Below are 16,044 nucleotides of genomic sequence, written 5' to 3' on the forward strand. Positions count from 1 at the left end.
GTGATGAGCCTGCGCATCCGGCTGCACCGGCTCCCGCTCCCGGAGTACCCTTCCTTGATCGTTGGTGGGGGAGCGGAAGGCGGTACACGGGTGAGCTCGGGAGGGTTCGAGCTGCCCCCAGGTGACGCGGGTCACGAGGGGGAATCGACCGATGCCCCGCCGGGGGCGGTCTCCCTCGCGCAGCCCATGGAGATCGGCGTGGAGCTGGACTGGGGAGCGGACGCCTGGAACGAGGTGCGCACTCGGGCGCAGCGCGCCGGGCGGGCGTACATCTGGCTGAATCTGGTGGAACAGCGGCTGCGCGCCGTGGTCTCCGCCGTGATCCGGCCTATCTACGAGCCGGTCCACGGCGAGGACTGGGTGGTGGCCGCCGCCGGACCCGCCGGGCAGGAGTGGGTGCAGCGCGCCGTCGCGGTCCGGGAGGTCTCCCGCCGCAAGGGCTATCTGCTCGACCCGGCCGACGACAACGTCCTCAGCTTCCTCACGCTGCCGCAGCTGCGCGAGCTGATGGTCCAGCACTGGCCCTGCTTCGAGCCGTACTTCGACGACCGCCGCGAGGTGGAGCTGGCGCTGGACGAGCTGGAGGTGGCGCGCAACGTCGTCTCCCGCAACCGCGCGCTCAACGAGGCGGTCCTCGCGCAGGCCGAGCGTGCCTCCGCGCGGCTCCTGGAGATCCTCGGCAGCGGCGCGGCGGTCCCGTCCGCCGACAGGCTGCCCGTGGACGCCGTGGAGGAGCTGGTCGGCGACCGGTACGCGGACGTGGTCTCCGTCCACCCCGACCGGGTGAGGCTCCAGCGCCAGCTGCCCGCCGAGGACCTGTTCGGCGGAGCGCGCCGGCTGGACGCGATCGGCATAGGGCTCAATCTCCTCACGCAGAACTTCTCGGGGCGCCGGCTGGTCCGGCTCGCCGAGTCGGGCTGCCGGGTGCGCTTGCTGTTCATCAACCCGGCGAGCAGCGCGGTCAAGCGCAGGGAGCGGGAACTGGGCCTCAAGAAGGGCGAGCTGAGCCGCTCTGTGGAGATGAACATCCTCCACATGCGCCGGGTCCGCTCCAAGCTCCGCGACCCGGGCGCCTTCCAGATCCACGTCTTCGACGAGACACCACGCTTCACGGCCTACCTGGTGGACGGTGACGGTCCGGACGCGGTCGGAGTCGTCCAGCCCTATCTGCGCAGGGCCCGCGGCATGGAGGCACCCGTGCTGGTGCTGCGGGGCGGCGGGCGCGCGGTGGTCCGGGCGGGGCAGGACAGCGAGCACGGCCTCTTCGAGACGTACCGGGAGGAGTTCGAGTCGGTATGGACGGACTCCCGGCCCGTCTCCTGACCACTCTCCCCGTCCGTCTCCTGACCCCTCTCCCCGTCCGTCCCCGGACGCTTCTCCCCGTCCGTGTCCTGTCCCTGGCTCCCGGCGTTCCTTCTGACGCCCCCTCCTGTGTTGTCAGTGGTGCGTGCGAAGGTGGTCACCACGTGGGGCAGAGCACCACAGAAGGAGGTACGGGATGAGCTGGCACCAGGAGCGTCTGGTCGGCTTCGACCTGGAGACGACGGGCACGGAACCGCTGGAGGCCCGGATCGTCACCGCCGCGGTGGTCGCGGTGGAGAGCAGGAGCCAAGAGCCCGTCCGGTGCGGGACCTGGCTGGCGGATCCGGGCGTCCGGATTCCCGAGCAGGCCTCGGCGATCCACGGGATCAGCAGCGAGCGGGCGGCGGCGGAGGGCCGCCCGGTGCGCGAGGTGGCGGACGAGATCGCCGAGACCCTGGTGGACTACTGGCGTGCGGGAGTGCCCGTTGTGGCATATAACGCGGCATTTGATCTGACTTTGCTCTCGGCCGAGTTGCAGCGCCACGGCCTGCCTTCCCTGAGTGACCGGCTGGGCGGCGCGGGCATCGGCCCCGTCATCGACCCGATGACCATCGACCGGGCGGTCGACCGCTACCGCAAGGGCAAGCGCACCCTGGAGGCGGTCTGCGTCGAGTACGGCGTGGTGCACGGCGGTGCCCACGACGCGGCCGCCGACGCGCTGGCCGCCGTGCGCGTGGCCTACGCGATAGCCGAGCGGCACGGTTCGGTGGCCGGCCTGACCACCGCCGAGCTGCATCAGCGTCAGATCGCCTGGTACGCGGACTGGGCCGCCGGCTTCCAGGCGTTCCTGCGCCGCAAGGGCACCGCGGACGCGGTGATCGACGGGCGCTGGCCGCTGCGCGAGCCGGCGCCGGTGCCTGCTTCCTGAACGTTCCCTTGAGCGGCTCCCCCCGGTGCCGGCTGAACGGGTCCCCTCAGAAGGGGTACCAGCGCACCTCGGGGTCGTCCTCGCGCAGTGACGCCACCCTGCGGCGGAATTCCGCCCGTGCCTTCGGGTTGGCCGGGGCGTGCTGGGAGACCCAGGCGCAGCTCGCCGTCTCGCGGGCTCCGCGCAGCACGGCGCAGCCCTCCCATGCGCGCACGTCCCATCCGTAGGCCGAGGTGAAGGCGTCGTACGCATCGGCGGGCAGGCCGTAGCGGTCCCGGGAGAGGGCGAGGACCACCAGGTCGTGCTCGCGCAGATCCGCGGAGAAGGTCTCCAGATCGACCAGCACCGGTCCGTCGGGGCCGATGTGGACGTTGCGGGGGAGGGCGTCGCCGTGGATCGGGCCGGGCGGTAGGTGCGGGGCCAGGGCGGCCGCGGCCTTCGCGAAGCCGTCGCGCCGGCCGCGCAGATAGTCGGCATCGGCCGGATCGATCGCGTCGCCCGCCAGCCGCAGCCAGCGCTCGACACCGCCGAGCAGCTCACGGCGCGGCAGCCTGAAGCCCTCGGGGGCGGGCAGCGCGTGCACCTGGGTGAGCAGCGGGGCGAGATCGCGCGGCTCGGTCGGCCGCACGGCCTCGGGGAGCCGGTGCCACAAGGTCACCGGGTGGCCCTCGGCCAGCCGGGCCCGGGGCTCGGCGGCCCGCACGGCGGGCACGCCCGAGGCGGCGAGCCACTCGGCGACGGCCACCTCGCGCTCGGCCCGTTCCCGTAGTTCCGGGTGCGCCGTGGCGTCCCGGCCGACCTTGACCACCAGGCCGCCGACGGCGAACACCGCGTTCTCGCCCAGGGCGAGCAGCTCCGCGCCGCCGGACAGTCCGGCGGCGGTCAATACCTCGCGCGCACGCATCTCGTCCATGGCCCGATTTTCTCACCCGTGCGGGCCACCTTGACGAACGGAGCCCCCGTCAGCACGATGACGGGGAACGTTCGGCGGCCATACGGGTATGAAACCGATCCAATCAGGTAAAGGGGTCGAATTCATGACAATGGTGACCACGAGGGCGCGGCCCGGTCCTCAGGCCCCACCGGTTCGCGGCGAACGGCACGGACGGGACCGCGCGGCCTGGTTCCTGGTCCTGCCCGCGCTCATCCCGATCCTGATCCTGAGCGTCGGGCCCCTGCTGTACGGGATCGCGCTGGCCTTCACCGACGCCCAGTCGGGCCGCACGCGGTCCACCCGGTGGATCGGCTTCCTCAACTTCCAGGACCTCCTGCACGACACGCTGTTCTGGGACTCCTTCCGGATCGGCCTGCTGTGGGCGGTCGGTGTCACGGTCCCGCAGTTCGTGCTCGCGCTCGGTCTCGCCCTGCTGCTCAACGCGAACCTGCGGATGCGCTGGGTGGCCAGGGCGCTGGCGATCATCCCCTGGGCCATGCCCGAGGTGGTCGTCGGCATCATGTGGCGCCTGGTCTACAACCCCGACGCGGGCATCCTCAACGAGACCGTCCGCGACCTCGGGCTCGGTGACGGGCGGGACTGGCTGACCGGGCTCGCCACCGCCCTGCCCGCCGTGATCGTCGTGGGCATCTGGGCCGGCATGCCGCAGACCGCCGTGGCGCTCCTCGCCGGCCTGCAGAACACCCCGCAGGAGCTCCACGAGGCGGCGGCCCTCGACGGCGCCGGGGCCTGGCGCCGCTTCCGTACCGTCACCTGGCCCGCCATCAGACCCGTGGCGCTCGCCATCAGCGCGCTCAACTTCATCTGGAACTTCAACTCCTTCGCCCTGGTCTACGTCCTGACCAGCGGAGGACCGGGCGGCCGCACCCGGCTGCCCATGCTCTTCGCCTACGAAGAGGCGTTCCGTTACGGCCAGTTCGGCTACGCCGCAGCGATGGGCTGTGTGATGGTCGCGGTGATCTCCGTGATCCTCGCCTGCTACCTCGCCGGCCGGCTCAGGGGAGGCGATGACGCGTGAGTCTCCGGACCAGCGGATCCGCGCGGGCGGGGCAGTACACCGCGCTGCTGTGCTACCTCGCCTTCCTGGCCCTCCCGTTCCTGTGGCTGCTCTCCACCGCCTTCAAGCCCGCCCGCGAGCTGGGATCACTGCACCCCACCTGGATCCCCGACCAGCCGACGCTCGACAACTTCCGACAGGCCTTCGACGAGCAGCCGCTGCTCCGTGCCGCCGCCAACTCGCTCACCGCGGCCCTGTGTGCGGCGGTCCTCGCGGTCGTCATCGCCACGCCCATGGCCTATGTGATGGCCCGCCACCGGGGCAGACTGTCCACGGCCGCGACCGGATGGGTCGTGGTCAGCCAGGCGTTCCCCTTCGTGCTGGTGATCATTCCGCTCTTCCTGGTCCTCAAGAACCTGCACCTGATCAACTCCCTGTGGGGGCTGGTCATGGTCTACGTGGTGTGGTCGCTGCCGTTCGCCCTGTGGATGCTGACCGGTTACGTCCGGGCCGTGCCGCCGGAGCTGGAGGAGGCGGCGGCGGTCGACGGGGCCGGGAAGGCGCGGATCCTCGTCTCGGTCACCGCACCCCTGCTGGTCCCCGGGATCGTCGCCACCACACTCTTCGCGTTCATCACCGCATGGAACGAGTTCTTCTTCGCGCTCGTCCTGCTCAAGACACCGGAGAAGCAGACCTTGCCGGTCGTACTCACCCACTTCCTCGGCGCGGAGGGCGTGGCCGACCTCGGGCCGCTCGCCGCCGCCGCGTTCCTCGCCACCCTTCCCTCGCTCGTCCTCTTCGCGGTCATCCAGAAGCGCATCACGGGCGGTCTCACGGCCGGGGCGGTGAAGCACTGATGCGCCGGCCCGCGTCCGGCACCCTCGTCACCGTCGCCACCGTGCTCGCCCTGCTGCTCGCCGGCTGCTCGGGCGGCGGGAAGGGCGGCAGGGACGCCGACGGCACGATCCGGCTCAGCTTCCGGTCGCTGGCCTGGCAGAAGGAGTCCGTGGACGCCAACAAGCAACTGGTGAGGGAGTGGAACGCCACTCACCCCGGCATCCAGGTGGATTACGTCCAGGGCAGCTGGGACAACGTCCACGACCAGTTGCTCACCTCCTTCGAGGGAGGTGAGGCGCCCGACATCATCCACAACGCCTCCGACGACCTCGCGGACTTCGCGTACGGCGGCTTCCTCGCGGACCTGCGCCCCCTCCTGCCGGACCGGCTCACCCAGGACATCCCGCGGCGGTCCTGGCGGACCACCACCTTCGGCGACGGGGTCTACGGTGTCCCGTTCCTCCAGGAACCCCGGGTGCTGATCGCCAACACCAGGATCCTCAGGGCGTCCGGCGTACGCATCCCCACCCCCGCGGAGCCGTGGAGCTGGCCCGAATTCCGCCGTGTCACCCAGGAGCTGACGGGTAAGGGGAGATTCGGAGTGGCCTGGCCGCTCAAGGAACCGGTCTCGGTCACCCTCAATCTGGGACTCTCCGCAGGCGGGCAGCTCTTCCACCGCGACGCCGACGGCAAGGTGACCATCCGCTTCGACGAGGGCGACCGGATCATGCCCGGCACCGTCCGGGACCAGGTCGGTGCCGACCGCAGCGCGGCCCGCACCGCGCTGGGCATGAGCGGTTCGGACACCCTGCCCGGCTTCTTCGGCGGCAGGTACGCCATGGTCCCGCTGGGCTTCTCCTACCGTCAGCAGGTCGTCGAGCAGGCCCCCGAGGGTTTCGAGTGGACGGTCCTGCCCGCACCGGCCGGCAGCGGGGGACTCGCCCAGGGGGTGAGCCCGCAGACCCTCTCGGTCGCCGAGGACAGCCCGCACAAGGAGGAGGCCGTGCGGTTCATCGACTTCCTGCTGCGCCCGGCGAACATGGTGCGTCTGGCCCGGGGCGACTGGATGCTGCCGACCGGCGCGGCCGCGCTGGCCGACCCGGCGCTGCACACCGCGGAGAACGGCTGGGCGACCGGCACGGCGCTCGCCCGCGCCCTGCGTCCCGCACCCGCGCAGTCGGTCCGCGGATATCCCGAATGGAAGGACAAGGTCGCCACGCCCGCGCTCCAGGAGTACTACAGCGGAGCGATCGACACCGAGGAGCTGAGGAAACGCCTGGTCGTCGACGGGAACCGGGTGCTGGCCCGCTACCAGCGCTGAGTACGCGGCGGAATTAATTGGACGAGACGTATCGTCTTGCTTAGGGTGAGCCGCATGACAGCCACCCCGCGCGTCCATATCGCCATGTTCTCCATCGCCGCCCACGGCCACGTGAACCCGAGCCTCGAAGTGATCCGTGAGCTCGTCGCCCGTGGGCACCGCGTCAGTTACGCCATCCCGGCCTCCTTCGCGGAGACGGTCGCCGCCACCGGTGCCACACCGGTGATCTACGGCTCCGTGCTGCCCACCGAGGACAATCCGGAGGGCTGGGGCACCGAACTCATCGACAACATCGAGCCGTTCCTCGCCGACGGGATCCAGGCCCTGCCCCAGCTCATGGAGGCCTTCGAAGGGGACGAGCCCGACCTGGTCCTGCACGACATCACCTCCTATCCGGCCCGTCTGCTCGCCCACCGCTGGGGCGTCCCCGCCGTCTCGCTGTGGCCCAACCTCGTCCCGTGGGAGGGGTACGAGCAGGAGGTCGGCGAGCCGGCGACCGCCGAGCTCAAGCAGACCGAGCGGGGCCGGGCGTACTACGCGCGCTTCGAGGAATGGCTCACGGAGAACGGCCTGAGCGACGTGCCCCCGGACGAGTTCGTCGCCCGCCCGCGCCGTGCCCTCGTCCTGATCCCCGAAGCGCTCCAGCCGAACGCCGACCGGGTGGACGGGACCGTCTTCACCTTCGTCGGCGCCTGTCAGGGCGAGCGTGCCGACCAGGGTCGGTGGAAGCGTCCGGCGGACGCCGGGAAGGTGCTGCTGGTCTCGCTCGGATCGTCGTTCACCGACGAGCCGGGGTTCTACCGCGAATGCCTCAAGGCGTTCGGGGACCTGCCGGACTGGCACATGGTGCTCCAGATCGGCGCGCACGTCGACCCGTCCGCACTCGGGGACGTACCGGCCAATGTCGAGGTGCACTCCTGGGTGCCCCAGTTGTCCGTGCTGAGGCAGGCGGACGCCTTCATCACCCATGCCGGCGCGGGCGGCAGCCAGGAAGGGCTCGCCACGGCCACCCCGATGGTCGCCGTCCCGCAGGCCGTGGACCAGTTCGGCAACGCGGACATGCTCCAGGCGCTCGGTGTGGCCAGGCACCTGCCGAAGGAGGAGGCCGATGCCGCGTCCCTGCGCGCCGCGGTCCTCGCCCTGGTGGACGACCCGGAGGTCGCCGCCCGGCTGGAGCGGGTGCGGGAGCGGATGGCGACCGAGGGCGGCGCGCGGCGGGCGGCCGATCTCGTCGAGGCCGAACTTCCCGCCTGAGGCGCGACCGCCGGTCCGGGCCCGTCGCCGGCCGTCCGGCACAAATTCCCTTCGTGTACCGCACGTTGCGCGGGCTGTCCGACTTGATCGGGAGTGGTTCGGTTTCTTATGGAGGGAAGCTGGTGACTGCGTGACGGCTACATGAAGGTCTTGATCTGGGCGCGTCAATCGAGCAGGGTTTCGAGGCAACCCCCGGAGATTTTCCGGCCGGGGGTCAATCCCCCCACAAAGAATGACGAGGAGAGCCCTCTTCATGGCAATTCACAAGCGCGCACGCCGGATCAAGCTGACCGCCGCGATAACCGCCGTGGCGGCCGCGGCCGGTGTCACCCTGCTCAACACCTCGTTCGCCGGAGCCGCCCCGGCTCCCGCCATGGGCACGGTCTACGGCGCCGACGCTGCCACGGCCGTCTCCGGCAGCTACATCGTGATGCTGGATCAGAAGGCGAACAAGGGCGAGCTCGCCAAGGAGTACGGCGGCAAGCTCAAGCGGAACTACAGCTCGGCCATCAACGGCTTCTCCGCCATCGGGCTTTCGGAGACCGAGGCCAAGCGGCTCGCGGCCGACCCGGCCGTCGCCAAGGTCGTCCAGAACAAGAAGTTCCACATCGACGCCACGCAGCAGAACCCGCCGTCCTGGGGTCTGGACCGGCTCGACCAGGCCGGGACGGCGGGTGACAGCGCGTACACCTATCCGGATGCCGCGGGTGACGGTGTCACGGCGTACGTGATCGACACCGGTGTCCGGGTCACCCACTCCGACTTCGAGGGCCGGGCCACCTCGGGCTTCGACGCGGTGGACAACGACGACGACGCGAACGACGGCAACGGACACGGCACCCACGTCGCCGGCACCATCGCCGGCGCGTCCCACGGCGTCGCCAAGAAGGCGAAGATCGTGGCCGTCCGTGTGCTGGACGACTCGGGCTCGGGCACCACCGAGCAGGTCATCGCGGGCATCGACTGGGTCACCGCCAACCACGAGGGCCCGTCCGTCGCCAACATGAGCCTGGGCGGGGGCGCCGACCCGGCCCTCGACGCCGCGGTCGAGAAGGCGATCGCCTCCGGTGTCACCTTCGCGGTGGCCGCGGGCAACGAGTCGAGCGACGCCGGCGAGGGCTCGCCGTCCCGCGTCCCCGACGCCATCACGGTCGCCTCCTCCACAGTGGACGACGAGCAGTCCTCGTTCTCCAACTACGGCTCGGTCGTGGACATCTACGCGCCCGGCTCGGACATCACGTCGACGTGGAACGACAGCGACGACGGCACGAACACCATCTCCGGTACGTCCATGGCGACCCCGCACGTCGTCGGTGCCGCCGCCGTCTATCTCGCCGGGCACCCGGAGGCCACCCCGGACGAGGTCGCCACGGCGCTCACGGAGGGGGCCACCCCGAACGCGATCTCCAACGCGACCGAGGGTACGGCGAACAAGCTGCTCAAGATCGTCGAGTAGTCAGGTGCGCAGGCCGCCGTGCCCTCCCCCACGGGGCGCGGCGGCCCGGACCCGCGGAACGACCGGTCTAGGGTGGGGTCATGAGCACGAGGTACGCGGCGCTGCTGCGCGGCATCAACGTCGGCGGCCACCGCAAGGTCCCCATGGCGGAACTGCGCACGCTGCTGGGGGAGCTGGGGTACGAGGGCGTCGCCACGTACCTGCAGAGCGGGAACGCCGTGTTCGGCAGCGCGTCAGGTGACGAGGACTCCCTGGCCGCCGAGCTGCAGCGGGCCCTCGCGGACCGGTTCGGATTCCCGGTCGACTGCCTGGTCCGCACGGGAGGGTATCTCGCGGCGCTGGCCGACGCCTGCCCGTTCCCGGCCGCCGCACTCCAGGGCAGGCAACTGCACGTCACCTTCTTCGACGGGCCCGTCGACGCCGGCCGCTTCGCGCCGATCGACGCCGCCGCCTTCCGGCCCGAGGAGTTCCGGCTCGGCGACCGTGCCCTCTATCTGTACGCCCCCGAGGGGCTCGGCCGCTCCAAGCTGGCCGAGGCCCTCGCGCGGCCTGCCCTCAACCGGGGCGTCGTCGGGACCTCCCGCAACTGGAACACCGTGGTCAAGCTGGTCGAGATGACGCGTGACTGAGCCCTCGTCCGCCGTGGCGGCAGCCATCGATGCCGAGCTCCGGCTCCTCGACCCGGCGGTACGGGCCTCCGCGGACCTCCTGGGCACGATGCTCCACCCCGAGTTCCGCGAGATCGGCACCAGCGGCCGGGTCTGGGACCGGGACACGATCATCGCCGTACTCACCGCCACCGGCGCGCCGCCGCCCAGCCCTCCGACCGTTTCCCGGATGCGCGGGGAGCGGCTCGCTCCCGACCTGGTGCACCTCACCTACGACACGGAGTCCGGAGGGCGGCGCTCCCACCGCAGTTCGCTGTGGCGGCTGACCGGGAGCGGCTGGCTCCTCTACTTCCACCAGGGGACGCCGTTCATCGACGACCCGGTCGCCGAGGCCTGAACACCGGCCGAGGTCCGCACGCAGGGGCGGCCGAGGCCGCAGCACATGGCGCGGCCGGCCCGCAAGAGGGCGGAGCCGGTCTGATCCGGGCCCCGTATGCGGCCGGTTCTCGCCGGAAGGACAGATTCCGGCCATCTGACGTGCCCGGGCAATTCAGCGGTAAGTCGGCCGAACGGACGCACTCCCGCAGGGCCCGGCCCGGGCCGGGCGCGGCTGCGCGCGGCCGACCCCCGGGCAGTGGTGGCGTGTGTGATCGCGATGTCAGCCGGTCCGGCCCGATGTCCTGACCACTTTTCGCGGTTTGCTGCAATTCGCTGCCGGCGTCCGTTCGGTGAGCGGACGCCGGTGTTCGGAGGTCACCTGGTCGCGTATCGGAGTTCACTGTCCGTTCTCCGCTACGGGGCCGGAAGCCGACCTTGTCACCGGGCCAAGTGGAGTCAAGGATTCGGGACGTGCGGTTGGCAGGTCCACGACCAGAACCCACTGGTCGCGGACAGCCGCACACCCCCGGCCCGCCCACCCAGCAGGCCGCGCTACCCCCCATCGATGGAGGATCCTGTGACCTTCAAGCGCCTCGCCCCCCTCGGTTCCATCTCCAGACGTGCACGGCTCATCGCCGTGACCTCCGGTCTGGTCACCGCCGTCGCGCTTGCGGCCCCGACCGCGGTCGCCCAGGCCGCGCCGGACACCACGGTGACGAAGGCCGAGCTCGCCGACGCCAGCTCCGCCGTCCGCGGCGCCGACATCGCGGGTACCGCCTGGTACACCGAGGCGAAGACCGGCAAGGTCGTCGTGACCGTCGACAGCACGGTCTCCGCCGCCGAGATCGCCACGATCAAGAAGTCGGTCACCGAATCCGGTGCGAAGATCGACCTCAAGCACACCCCGGGCACGTTCAACAAGCTCATCGCCGGCGGCCAGGCCATCTACGCCGGCGGCGGCCGCTGTTCCCTCGGCTTCAACGTCCGCAGCGGCAGCACGTACTACGCGCTGACCGCCGGTCACTGCACCGAGATCGGCAGCACCTGGTACACCAACTCCGGCCAGACCTCGGTCCTCGGTTCGCGGGCGGGAAGCAGCTTCCCCACCAATGACTACGGGCTGATCCGGCACTCCAACTCCGCCAACGCGGACGGCCGGGTCTACCTCTACAACGGCAGCTACCAGGACATCACCTCGGCCGGCAACGCGTACGTCGGCCAGTCGGTCAAGCGCAGCGGCTCCACCACCGGCCTGCGCAGCGGCAGCGTCACGGGCCTCAACGCGACGGTGAACTACGGCGGCGGCGACGTCGTCTACGGCATGATCCAGACCAACGTCTGCGCCGAGCCCGGCGACAGCGGCGGCTCGCTCTTCGCCGGCAGCACGGCGCTGGGCCTCACCTCGGGCGGCAGCGGCAACTGCTCCACCGGGGGCACCACGTTCTTCCAGCCCGTCACCGAGGCGCTGAGCGCCTACGGCGTCAGCGTCTTCTAGGACTCCGGACGCAGGACACCACGACCCGGCTCACCCCCGACGGGCCGCGCTCCCCGAGCGCGGCCCGTTGCCGTGTCCGTCCCTCCCGGAGCCGGAGTGGCCCGTCCCGGCGGGGGGCGATTGGACCAGGAGAACAGGCCGATGAGTCCCTAGGCTCCTTGCCATGAGCACCCACGAAGCCCCCGCGGCGGGCCGGACGGCCGTCGACTTCTACTTCGACCCCGCCTGCCCGTTCGCCTGGATCGCCTCCCGCTGGATGCTGGAGGTCGAGCAGCTGCGCGACATCGAGCTCCGCTTCCATGTCATGAGCCTGTTCCTGCACAACGACGGCAACGAACTCCCCGCCCGGTACCGCGAGCTGGTCGACAGATCGCTCGGCCCGGTGCGCGTCGCCGCCGCAGCGGCACAGGCGCACGGGCCCGGGATCCTCCGCGACCTCTACACCGCCCTCGGCACCCGCATCCACCGGCAGGGGAACGAGGACTACGACACCGTGACCGCCGAGTCCCTGGCCGAACTGGGACTGCCCGCCGGCCTCGCCGATGCCGCACATTCGGAGGCGTACGACGACGCCGTACGCCTCAGCCACGACCGGGGCAAGGACCCCGCGGCGGACTCCTACGTCGGCACGCCCACGATCCATGTCGACGGCACCGTGTGGTTCGGGCCGGTCCTCAGCTCGGCCCCGCGCGGGCAGGAGGCGGCGCGGCTCTTCGACAGCTTCCGGGTCCTGGCCGGGCACAGCGACTTCTTCGAGCTGAAGCGCGCCCGCACGGGCCGTCTCGACGTCGGCTGACCGGCCGTCACGCGCTGAGCGACCGCCACCCGGCCGCCGGGACGCACGCCTCGTCGTACCGGTTCAGCAGCACCCGGGCGAGGGCCGGGGACGGGCCCAGGACACCGGCGAGCACATCGGCCTGCGCGGCGCCCTCGGCGATCTTGTCGGGGAGCCGCCCGGGCGCGATGACGTACGGGGCCACCGCCACCCGACGTACACCGTCGGCCCGCAGGGCCCGCACCGCGTCGGCGGTGCGGGGCAGAGAGGCGGAGGCGAACGCAGGCCGCACGGCGCACCAACCGGTGTGCCGCAGCTCCCGCGCGATTTCAGCGATCACTGCGATCGCCTCCGGGTCCGTGGAGCCCGCCGAGGCCAGGACCAGCCCGGTCGAGCCCTTGTCGCCGGGAGCCACCCCGGCCTCGTACAGCCGTTGTTCCAGCGCCGAGTTCAGCAGTGGGGACGGGCCCAGCACCCCGGCCTGGCGGATGGCCAGCCGGGGCAGCCGGGTGCGGGCCTCGTGCAGCACCGACGGGATGTCGGACTTGGCGTGGAAGGCCCGGGTCAGCAGCAGGGGAAGCGCGACGACCTCACCCGCCCCCTCGGCGGCCAGGCGTTCCAGCACCCGGGGCACGGACGGGGCGTTGAACTCAAGGAATCCCGTCTCCACGCGCAGCCCCGGCCGCAGCGACCGCACCCGCGCGGCGAGCGCGTGCACGGTCGCCGCGTGCCGCGGATCGCGGCTGCCGTGGGCGACGACGAGGAGGACCGGAGCGGACACGGTGACTCAGCTCCTCACGAGGAGACCGCGGCCGCGCAGCACCCGCCGCTCCAGCGGACTGAAGATCAGCAGGTCGATCGCGATCCCCACGAAAAGGATGAGCAGGATCGCCAGGAAGATCCCCGGCATGTCGAAGTTGTTCCTGCCGTTCTCCAGCAACTGGCCGAGACCCAGACCCAGATCGGGCGAGGACGCGATGATCTCGGCGGCCATCAGCGAACGCCAGGAGAACGCCCAGCCCTGCTTGAGGCCCGCCAGATAACCCGGCAGAGCGGCCGGCAGGACGATGTGCCAGGTCCCGCGGAGCCCGGTCGCACCGATCGTGCGTCCCGCCCGCAGGAACAGCGGCGGCACCTGGTCGACCCCGGAGACCAGTCCGTTGGCGACGGAGGGGACGGCGCCCAGCAGGATGACCGCGTACATCATCGAGTCGTTGAGCCCGAGCCAGATCACGGCCGGTGCCACCCATGCCACCGACGGCAGGGACTGCAGTCCGGACAGGATCGGGCCGATCGCCGCTCGGACCAGCTTGACCCTGGCCACCAGCAGACCCAGCGGGGTGCCGATGGCGACGGCCATCAGGAAGCCGAGCAGACCGCGCGACACACTGGTCCAGACGACCTCCAGCAGCGTCCCCTGCAGCCACATGTCGGCGACGCTGTTCCACACCGCTGAGGGCGGCGGCAGCTTGTAGTCCTCGGTGACCTTCGCCCAGACCAGCAGCTGCCAGACCAGGGCCACCAGAACCACCGCCACGACCGGCGGCAGGACCTTGTTCAGCAGGACCTCACGGGCAGGGGTCCGCGGCACCTGGACGGCGTCCAGCGCGTCCAGCCCGGCTTCCAGCCCGGCCAGATCGTCGGACTTGGTGTCAGTGCTGGCCATGACGGCGGATCTCCCCACGCAGTTGTTCGGTGATCTCGACGGACAGCTCCGCCACGGCGGCGTCCTCGATGCGGCGCGGCTGCTCGATGTCGACCGTCCACTCCCTGGCGATCCGGCCGGGCCGCGACGAGAGCAGGATGACGCGCTGCGCGAGCCGCACCGCCTCGCGCACGTTGTGGGTGACGAAGAGGACCGAGGCGTTCGTCTCGCGCCAGATCCGGGTCAGCTCGTCGTGCAGCACATCGCGGGTGATGGCGTCGAGCGCCGCGAACGGCTCGTCCATCAGCAGCAGCTGGCTGTCCTGGGCGAGCGCACGGGCCATGGCCACCCGCTGGCGCATGCCGCCCGAGAGCTCGTGCACCCGCTTCCCGTACGCCCCGCCCAGGCGTACGAGTTCGAGCAGCCGCTCCGCCTCCGTACGGCGGTCCGACTTGGGGACGCCGCGCAGCCGCAGGGCCAGTTCGATGTTCTTGCCCGCGGTCAGCCACGGGAAGAGGGCGTGTTCCTGGAACATCAGGGCCGGCCGCCCGCCGGGGGTCTCGATGGACCCCGCGGTGGGGCGGTCGAGCCCGGCCACCAGATTGAGCAGCGTCGACTTACCGCACCCGGAAGCTCCCAGGAGGGTGACGAACTCGCCCGGAGCGACATCGAGCGTGATGTCGTCCAGGACGAGCTGCTGCCCCGTGGGTCCGGTGAAGGACTTGGAGACGTGCGTGATGCGAGCGGCGTGCTCGACGACCGCACGGTCCTCGGCCTTGGTGAGCGTGGTGGTCGCCATGGTCGTCACCTCCTGGGAATCCTGGGAATCCGATTACGGACCGGGTGGGTTACTTGACGCCGAGACCGGCGTCGGCGACCTCGGGCTGACCCGCGGCCCCGAGGATCTTGTTCAGCGGCTTCAGGTCATAGATGCCGCTGAGGTCCGGCTTCTCCAGGAGACCGGCCTCGACCGCGTGGTCGGCCTGCGCCTGCAGCGTCGCGGCCAGCGGGTCGTCGGTGATCCGGATGGACTCCCACGCCGGGTCCAGGACCTCGGCGGGCAGCGCCTTGCCGCTCAGCTCCTCGAGCGCGGCGTTGGCCGAGGCCTTCGCCTCGTCCGGGTTGGCGTTGATCCACTTGTTGGTGTTCACGGTGCCGCGCAGTACCGCCTCGACGACGTCCGGGTGCTCGGAGAGGAACTTCTGCGACACGATGATGTTCGTGATCACGAACTTGTCGTCGGGCCACAGCGACGACTCGTCGAGGAGGACCTTCCCGCCCTCGGCGACCAGCTTGGACGCGGTCGGTTCCGGCACCCAGGCCCCGTCCAGGGAGCCCGACCGGTAGGCGTCCGGCGTCACCTTGTTGTCCGAGCGGACCACGGAGACGTTGCCCTTGCCGCTCTGGGCGTCGACCTTCCAGCCCTTCTCGGAGATCCAGTTGAGGAACGCCACGTCCTGGGTGTTGCCCAGTTGCGGGGTGGCGATCTTCTTCCCCTTGAGGTCGTCCAGCGTCTTGATCTTCTTCGGGTCGACGACCAGCTTCACTCCGCCGGACGCCGAACCGCTCACGATCCGCAGGTTCTTGCCCTGGGACTTGGTGAAACCGTTGATCGAGGGGGAGGGGCCGATGAACCCGATGTCGATCGACCCCGCGTTGAGTGCCTCGATCTCGGACGGCCCGGCGTTGAACGTCGAGGCCTTGACCTCGGTGCCGCCCAGCTCCTTGGCGATGAGGCCCTCCTGGACACCGACCAGGGCGGTGGCGTGCGTGAGGTTCGGGAAGTAGCCGATCTTCACGGTGTCCGCGGAGAGCTTCTTTCCGCCGGCGGAGACGTTCGTCTTCTCGGCGCCGTCGTCCTTCGCCTGCGAGCCGTAGCCGCAGGCGGTGAGCGCCACGGCGAGCAGCGGCAGAGCGGCGGCAGCGGCGATGCCGCGACGAACGGTGGTACGGGGGGCAGACACGGGAGGCTTTCCTCTCGTCGGCCCGGTGCTCACGTCCCTCTGAAGTCAGGGGCCGTGGCCGGGAGGTCGGCAGGTCTTCGTCTCGACTTGTGGTACGAGCGGGCGCGCGGGCAGTGCGCGTACGTCATC

General features: G+C 70.9%; 16 protein-coding genes. 11 read left to right on the top strand and 5 right to left on the bottom strand.

Annotation, left to right across the window (positions count from 1 at the left end):
• The first annotated feature begins 90 nt into the window (after positions 1-90).
• Together AB0F38_RS09325 and AB0F38_RS09330 are read left to right on the top strand one after the other, a co-directional pair.
• Positions 91-1,323 carry an SAV2148 family HEPN domain-containing protein gene (locus AB0F38_RS09325; protein ID WP_361889167.1) on the top strand — a complete coding sequence of 411 codons (1,233 nt, stop codon included), beginning with the start codon at positions 91-93 and terminating at the stop codon, positions 1,321-1,323.
• 175 nt (positions 1,324-1,498) lie between these two features.
• Positions 1,499-2,230 carry a 3'-5' exonuclease gene (locus AB0F38_RS09330; RefSeq protein WP_361889170.1) on the top strand — a complete coding sequence of 244 codons (732 nt, stop codon included), beginning with the start codon at positions 1,499-1,501 and terminating at the stop codon, positions 2,228-2,230.
• Between the two features lie 46 nt (positions 2,231-2,276).
• On the opposite strand, the gene AB0F38_RS09335 is transcribed toward AB0F38_RS09330, so the two are convergent.
• On the bottom strand, positions 2,277-3,143 hold the full coding sequence (locus AB0F38_RS09335; RefSeq protein WP_361889173.1) for an aminoglycoside phosphotransferase family protein: 867 nt from the start codon (positions 3,141-3,143) through the stop codon (positions 2,277-2,279).
• 124 nt (positions 3,144-3,267) lie between these two features.
• On the opposite strand from AB0F38_RS09335, the gene AB0F38_RS09340 reads away from it, so the two are divergent.
• The 9 genes from AB0F38_RS09340 (at position 3,268) to AB0F38_RS09380 (ending at position 12,327) form a co-directional block, all read left to right on the top strand.
• A complete protein-coding gene (locus tag AB0F38_RS09340) occupies positions 3,268-4,203 on the top strand; it encodes a sugar ABC transporter permease (protein ID WP_361889176.1) in 936 nt (311 codons plus the stop codon).
• Positions 4,200-5,039, top strand: a complete 840-nt coding sequence (locus AB0F38_RS09345; RefSeq protein ID WP_361889179.1) for a carbohydrate ABC transporter permease — start codon at positions 4,200-4,202, stop codon at positions 5,037-5,039. The genes AB0F38_RS09340 and AB0F38_RS09345 overlap by 4 nt, the downstream gene beginning before the upstream one ends.
• Positions 5,039-6,340, top strand: a complete 1,302-nt coding sequence (locus AB0F38_RS09350; RefSeq protein WP_361889182.1) for an extracellular solute-binding protein — start codon at positions 5,039-5,041, stop codon at positions 6,338-6,340. The genes AB0F38_RS09345 and AB0F38_RS09350 overlap by 1 nt, the downstream gene beginning before the upstream one ends.
• Before the next feature lie 54 nt (positions 6,341-6,394).
• Positions 6,395-7,594, top strand: coding sequence for a macrolide-inactivating glycosyltransferase (gene mgt, locus AB0F38_RS09355; protein ID WP_361889185.1), 1,200 nt, complete (start codon positions 6,395-6,397; stop codon positions 7,592-7,594).
• A 253-nt stretch (positions 7,595-7,847) separates the two neighbouring features.
• On the top strand, positions 7,848-9,050 hold the full coding sequence (locus AB0F38_RS09360; protein WP_361889188.1) for a S8 family peptidase: 1,203 nt from the start codon (positions 7,848-7,850) through the stop codon (positions 9,048-9,050).
• An 80-nt stretch (positions 9,051-9,130) separates the two neighbouring features.
• Entirely contained in the window at positions 9,131-9,679 is a 549-nt protein-coding gene (locus tag AB0F38_RS09365; RefSeq protein WP_361889191.1) for a DUF1697 domain-containing protein, read from the top strand.
• Complete coding sequence (locus AB0F38_RS09370; RefSeq protein ID WP_361889194.1) at positions 9,672-10,055, top strand: nuclear transport factor 2 family protein; 384 nt, start codon at positions 9,672-9,674, stop codon at positions 10,053-10,055. The genes AB0F38_RS09365 and AB0F38_RS09370 overlap by 8 nt, the downstream gene beginning before the upstream one ends.
• A 558-nt stretch (positions 10,056-10,613) precedes the next feature.
• A complete protein-coding gene (locus tag AB0F38_RS09375) occupies positions 10,614-11,531 on the top strand; it encodes a S1 family peptidase (protein WP_361889196.1) in 918 nt (305 codons plus the stop codon).
• Between the two features lie 163 nt (positions 11,532-11,694).
• Positions 11,695-12,327, top strand: a complete 633-nt coding sequence (locus AB0F38_RS09380; RefSeq protein WP_361889199.1) for a DsbA family protein — start codon at positions 11,695-11,697, stop codon at positions 12,325-12,327.
• Between the two features lie 7 nt (positions 12,328-12,334).
• Here AB0F38_RS09380 and AB0F38_RS09385 read toward each other — a convergent pair whose 3' ends face one another.
• The 4 genes from AB0F38_RS09385 to AB0F38_RS09400 are packed head-to-tail and all read right to left on the bottom strand — an operon-like array spanning position 12,335 to position 15,915.
• The gene (locus AB0F38_RS09385; RefSeq protein WP_361889202.1) at positions 12,335-13,087 is read right to left on the bottom strand and encodes a sirohydrochlorin chelatase; all 753 of its coding nucleotides are present in this window, start codon (positions 13,085-13,087) and stop codon (positions 12,335-12,337) included.
• A 6-nt stretch (positions 13,088-13,093) separates the two neighbouring features.
• A complete protein-coding gene (locus AB0F38_RS09390; RefSeq protein WP_361889205.1) occupies positions 13,094-13,972 on the bottom strand; it encodes an ABC transporter permease in 879 nt (292 codons plus the stop codon).
• Positions 13,959-14,750, bottom strand: a complete 792-nt coding sequence (locus AB0F38_RS09395; protein ID WP_361889208.1) for an ABC transporter ATP-binding protein — start codon at positions 14,748-14,750, stop codon at positions 13,959-13,961. Before AB0F38_RS09395 ends, AB0F38_RS09390 begins: the two co-directional genes overlap by 14 nt.
• Positions 14,751-14,799: 49 nt before the next feature.
• Positions 14,800-15,915 carry an aliphatic sulfonate ABC transporter substrate-binding protein gene (locus AB0F38_RS09400; protein ID WP_361889211.1) on the bottom strand — a complete coding sequence of 372 codons (1,116 nt, stop codon included), beginning with the start codon at positions 15,913-15,915 and terminating at the stop codon, positions 14,800-14,802.
• Positions 15,916-16,044 lie beyond the last annotated feature (129 nt).

The organism is Streptomyces sp. NPDC025273 (genome assembly GCF_040638585.1).
GTDB classification, from domain to species: domain Bacteria; phylum Actinomycetota; class Actinomycetes; order Streptomycetales; family Streptomycetaceae; genus Streptomyces; species Streptomyces cinereorectus.

What these genes read in the sequence shown, in the direction of transcription:
- AB0F38_RS09390 (WP_361889205.1), bottom strand. Translation starts at nt 13,972, where the DNA reads ATGGCCAGCACTGACACCAAGTCCGACGATCTGGCCGGGCTGGAAGCC.
- AB0F38_RS09395 (WP_361889208.1), bottom strand. Translation starts at nt 14,750, where the DNA reads ATGGCGACCACCACGCTCACCAAGGCCGAGGACCGTGCGGTCGTCGAG.
- AB0F38_RS09360 (WP_361889188.1), top strand. Translation starts at nt 7,848, where the DNA reads ATGGCAATTCACAAGCGCGCACGCCGGATCAAGCTGACCGCCGCGATA.
- AB0F38_RS09330 (WP_361889170.1), top strand. Translation starts at nt 1,499, where the DNA reads ATGAGCTGGCACCAGGAGCGTCTGGTCGGCTTCGACCTGGAGACGACG.
- AB0F38_RS09335 (WP_361889173.1), bottom strand. Translation starts at nt 3,143, where the DNA reads ATGGACGAGATGCGTGCGCGCGAGGTATTGACCGCCGCCGGACTGTCC.
- AB0F38_RS09380 (WP_361889199.1), top strand. Translation starts at nt 11,695, where the DNA reads ATGAGCACCCACGAAGCCCCCGCGGCGGGCCGGACGGCCGTCGACTTC.
- AB0F38_RS09340 (WP_361889176.1), top strand. Translation starts at nt 3,268, where the DNA reads ATGACAATGGTGACCACGAGGGCGCGGCCCGGTCCTCAGGCCCCACCG.
- AB0F38_RS09350 (WP_361889182.1), top strand. Translation starts at nt 5,039, where the DNA reads ATGCGCCGGCCCGCGTCCGGCACCCTCGTCACCGTCGCCACCGTGCTC.
- mgt (WP_361889185.1), top strand. Translation starts at nt 6,395, where the DNA reads ATGACAGCCACCCCGCGCGTCCATATCGCCATGTTCTCCATCGCCGCC.
- AB0F38_RS09365 (WP_361889191.1), top strand. Translation starts at nt 9,131, where the DNA reads ATGAGCACGAGGTACGCGGCGCTGCTGCGCGGCATCAACGTCGGCGGC.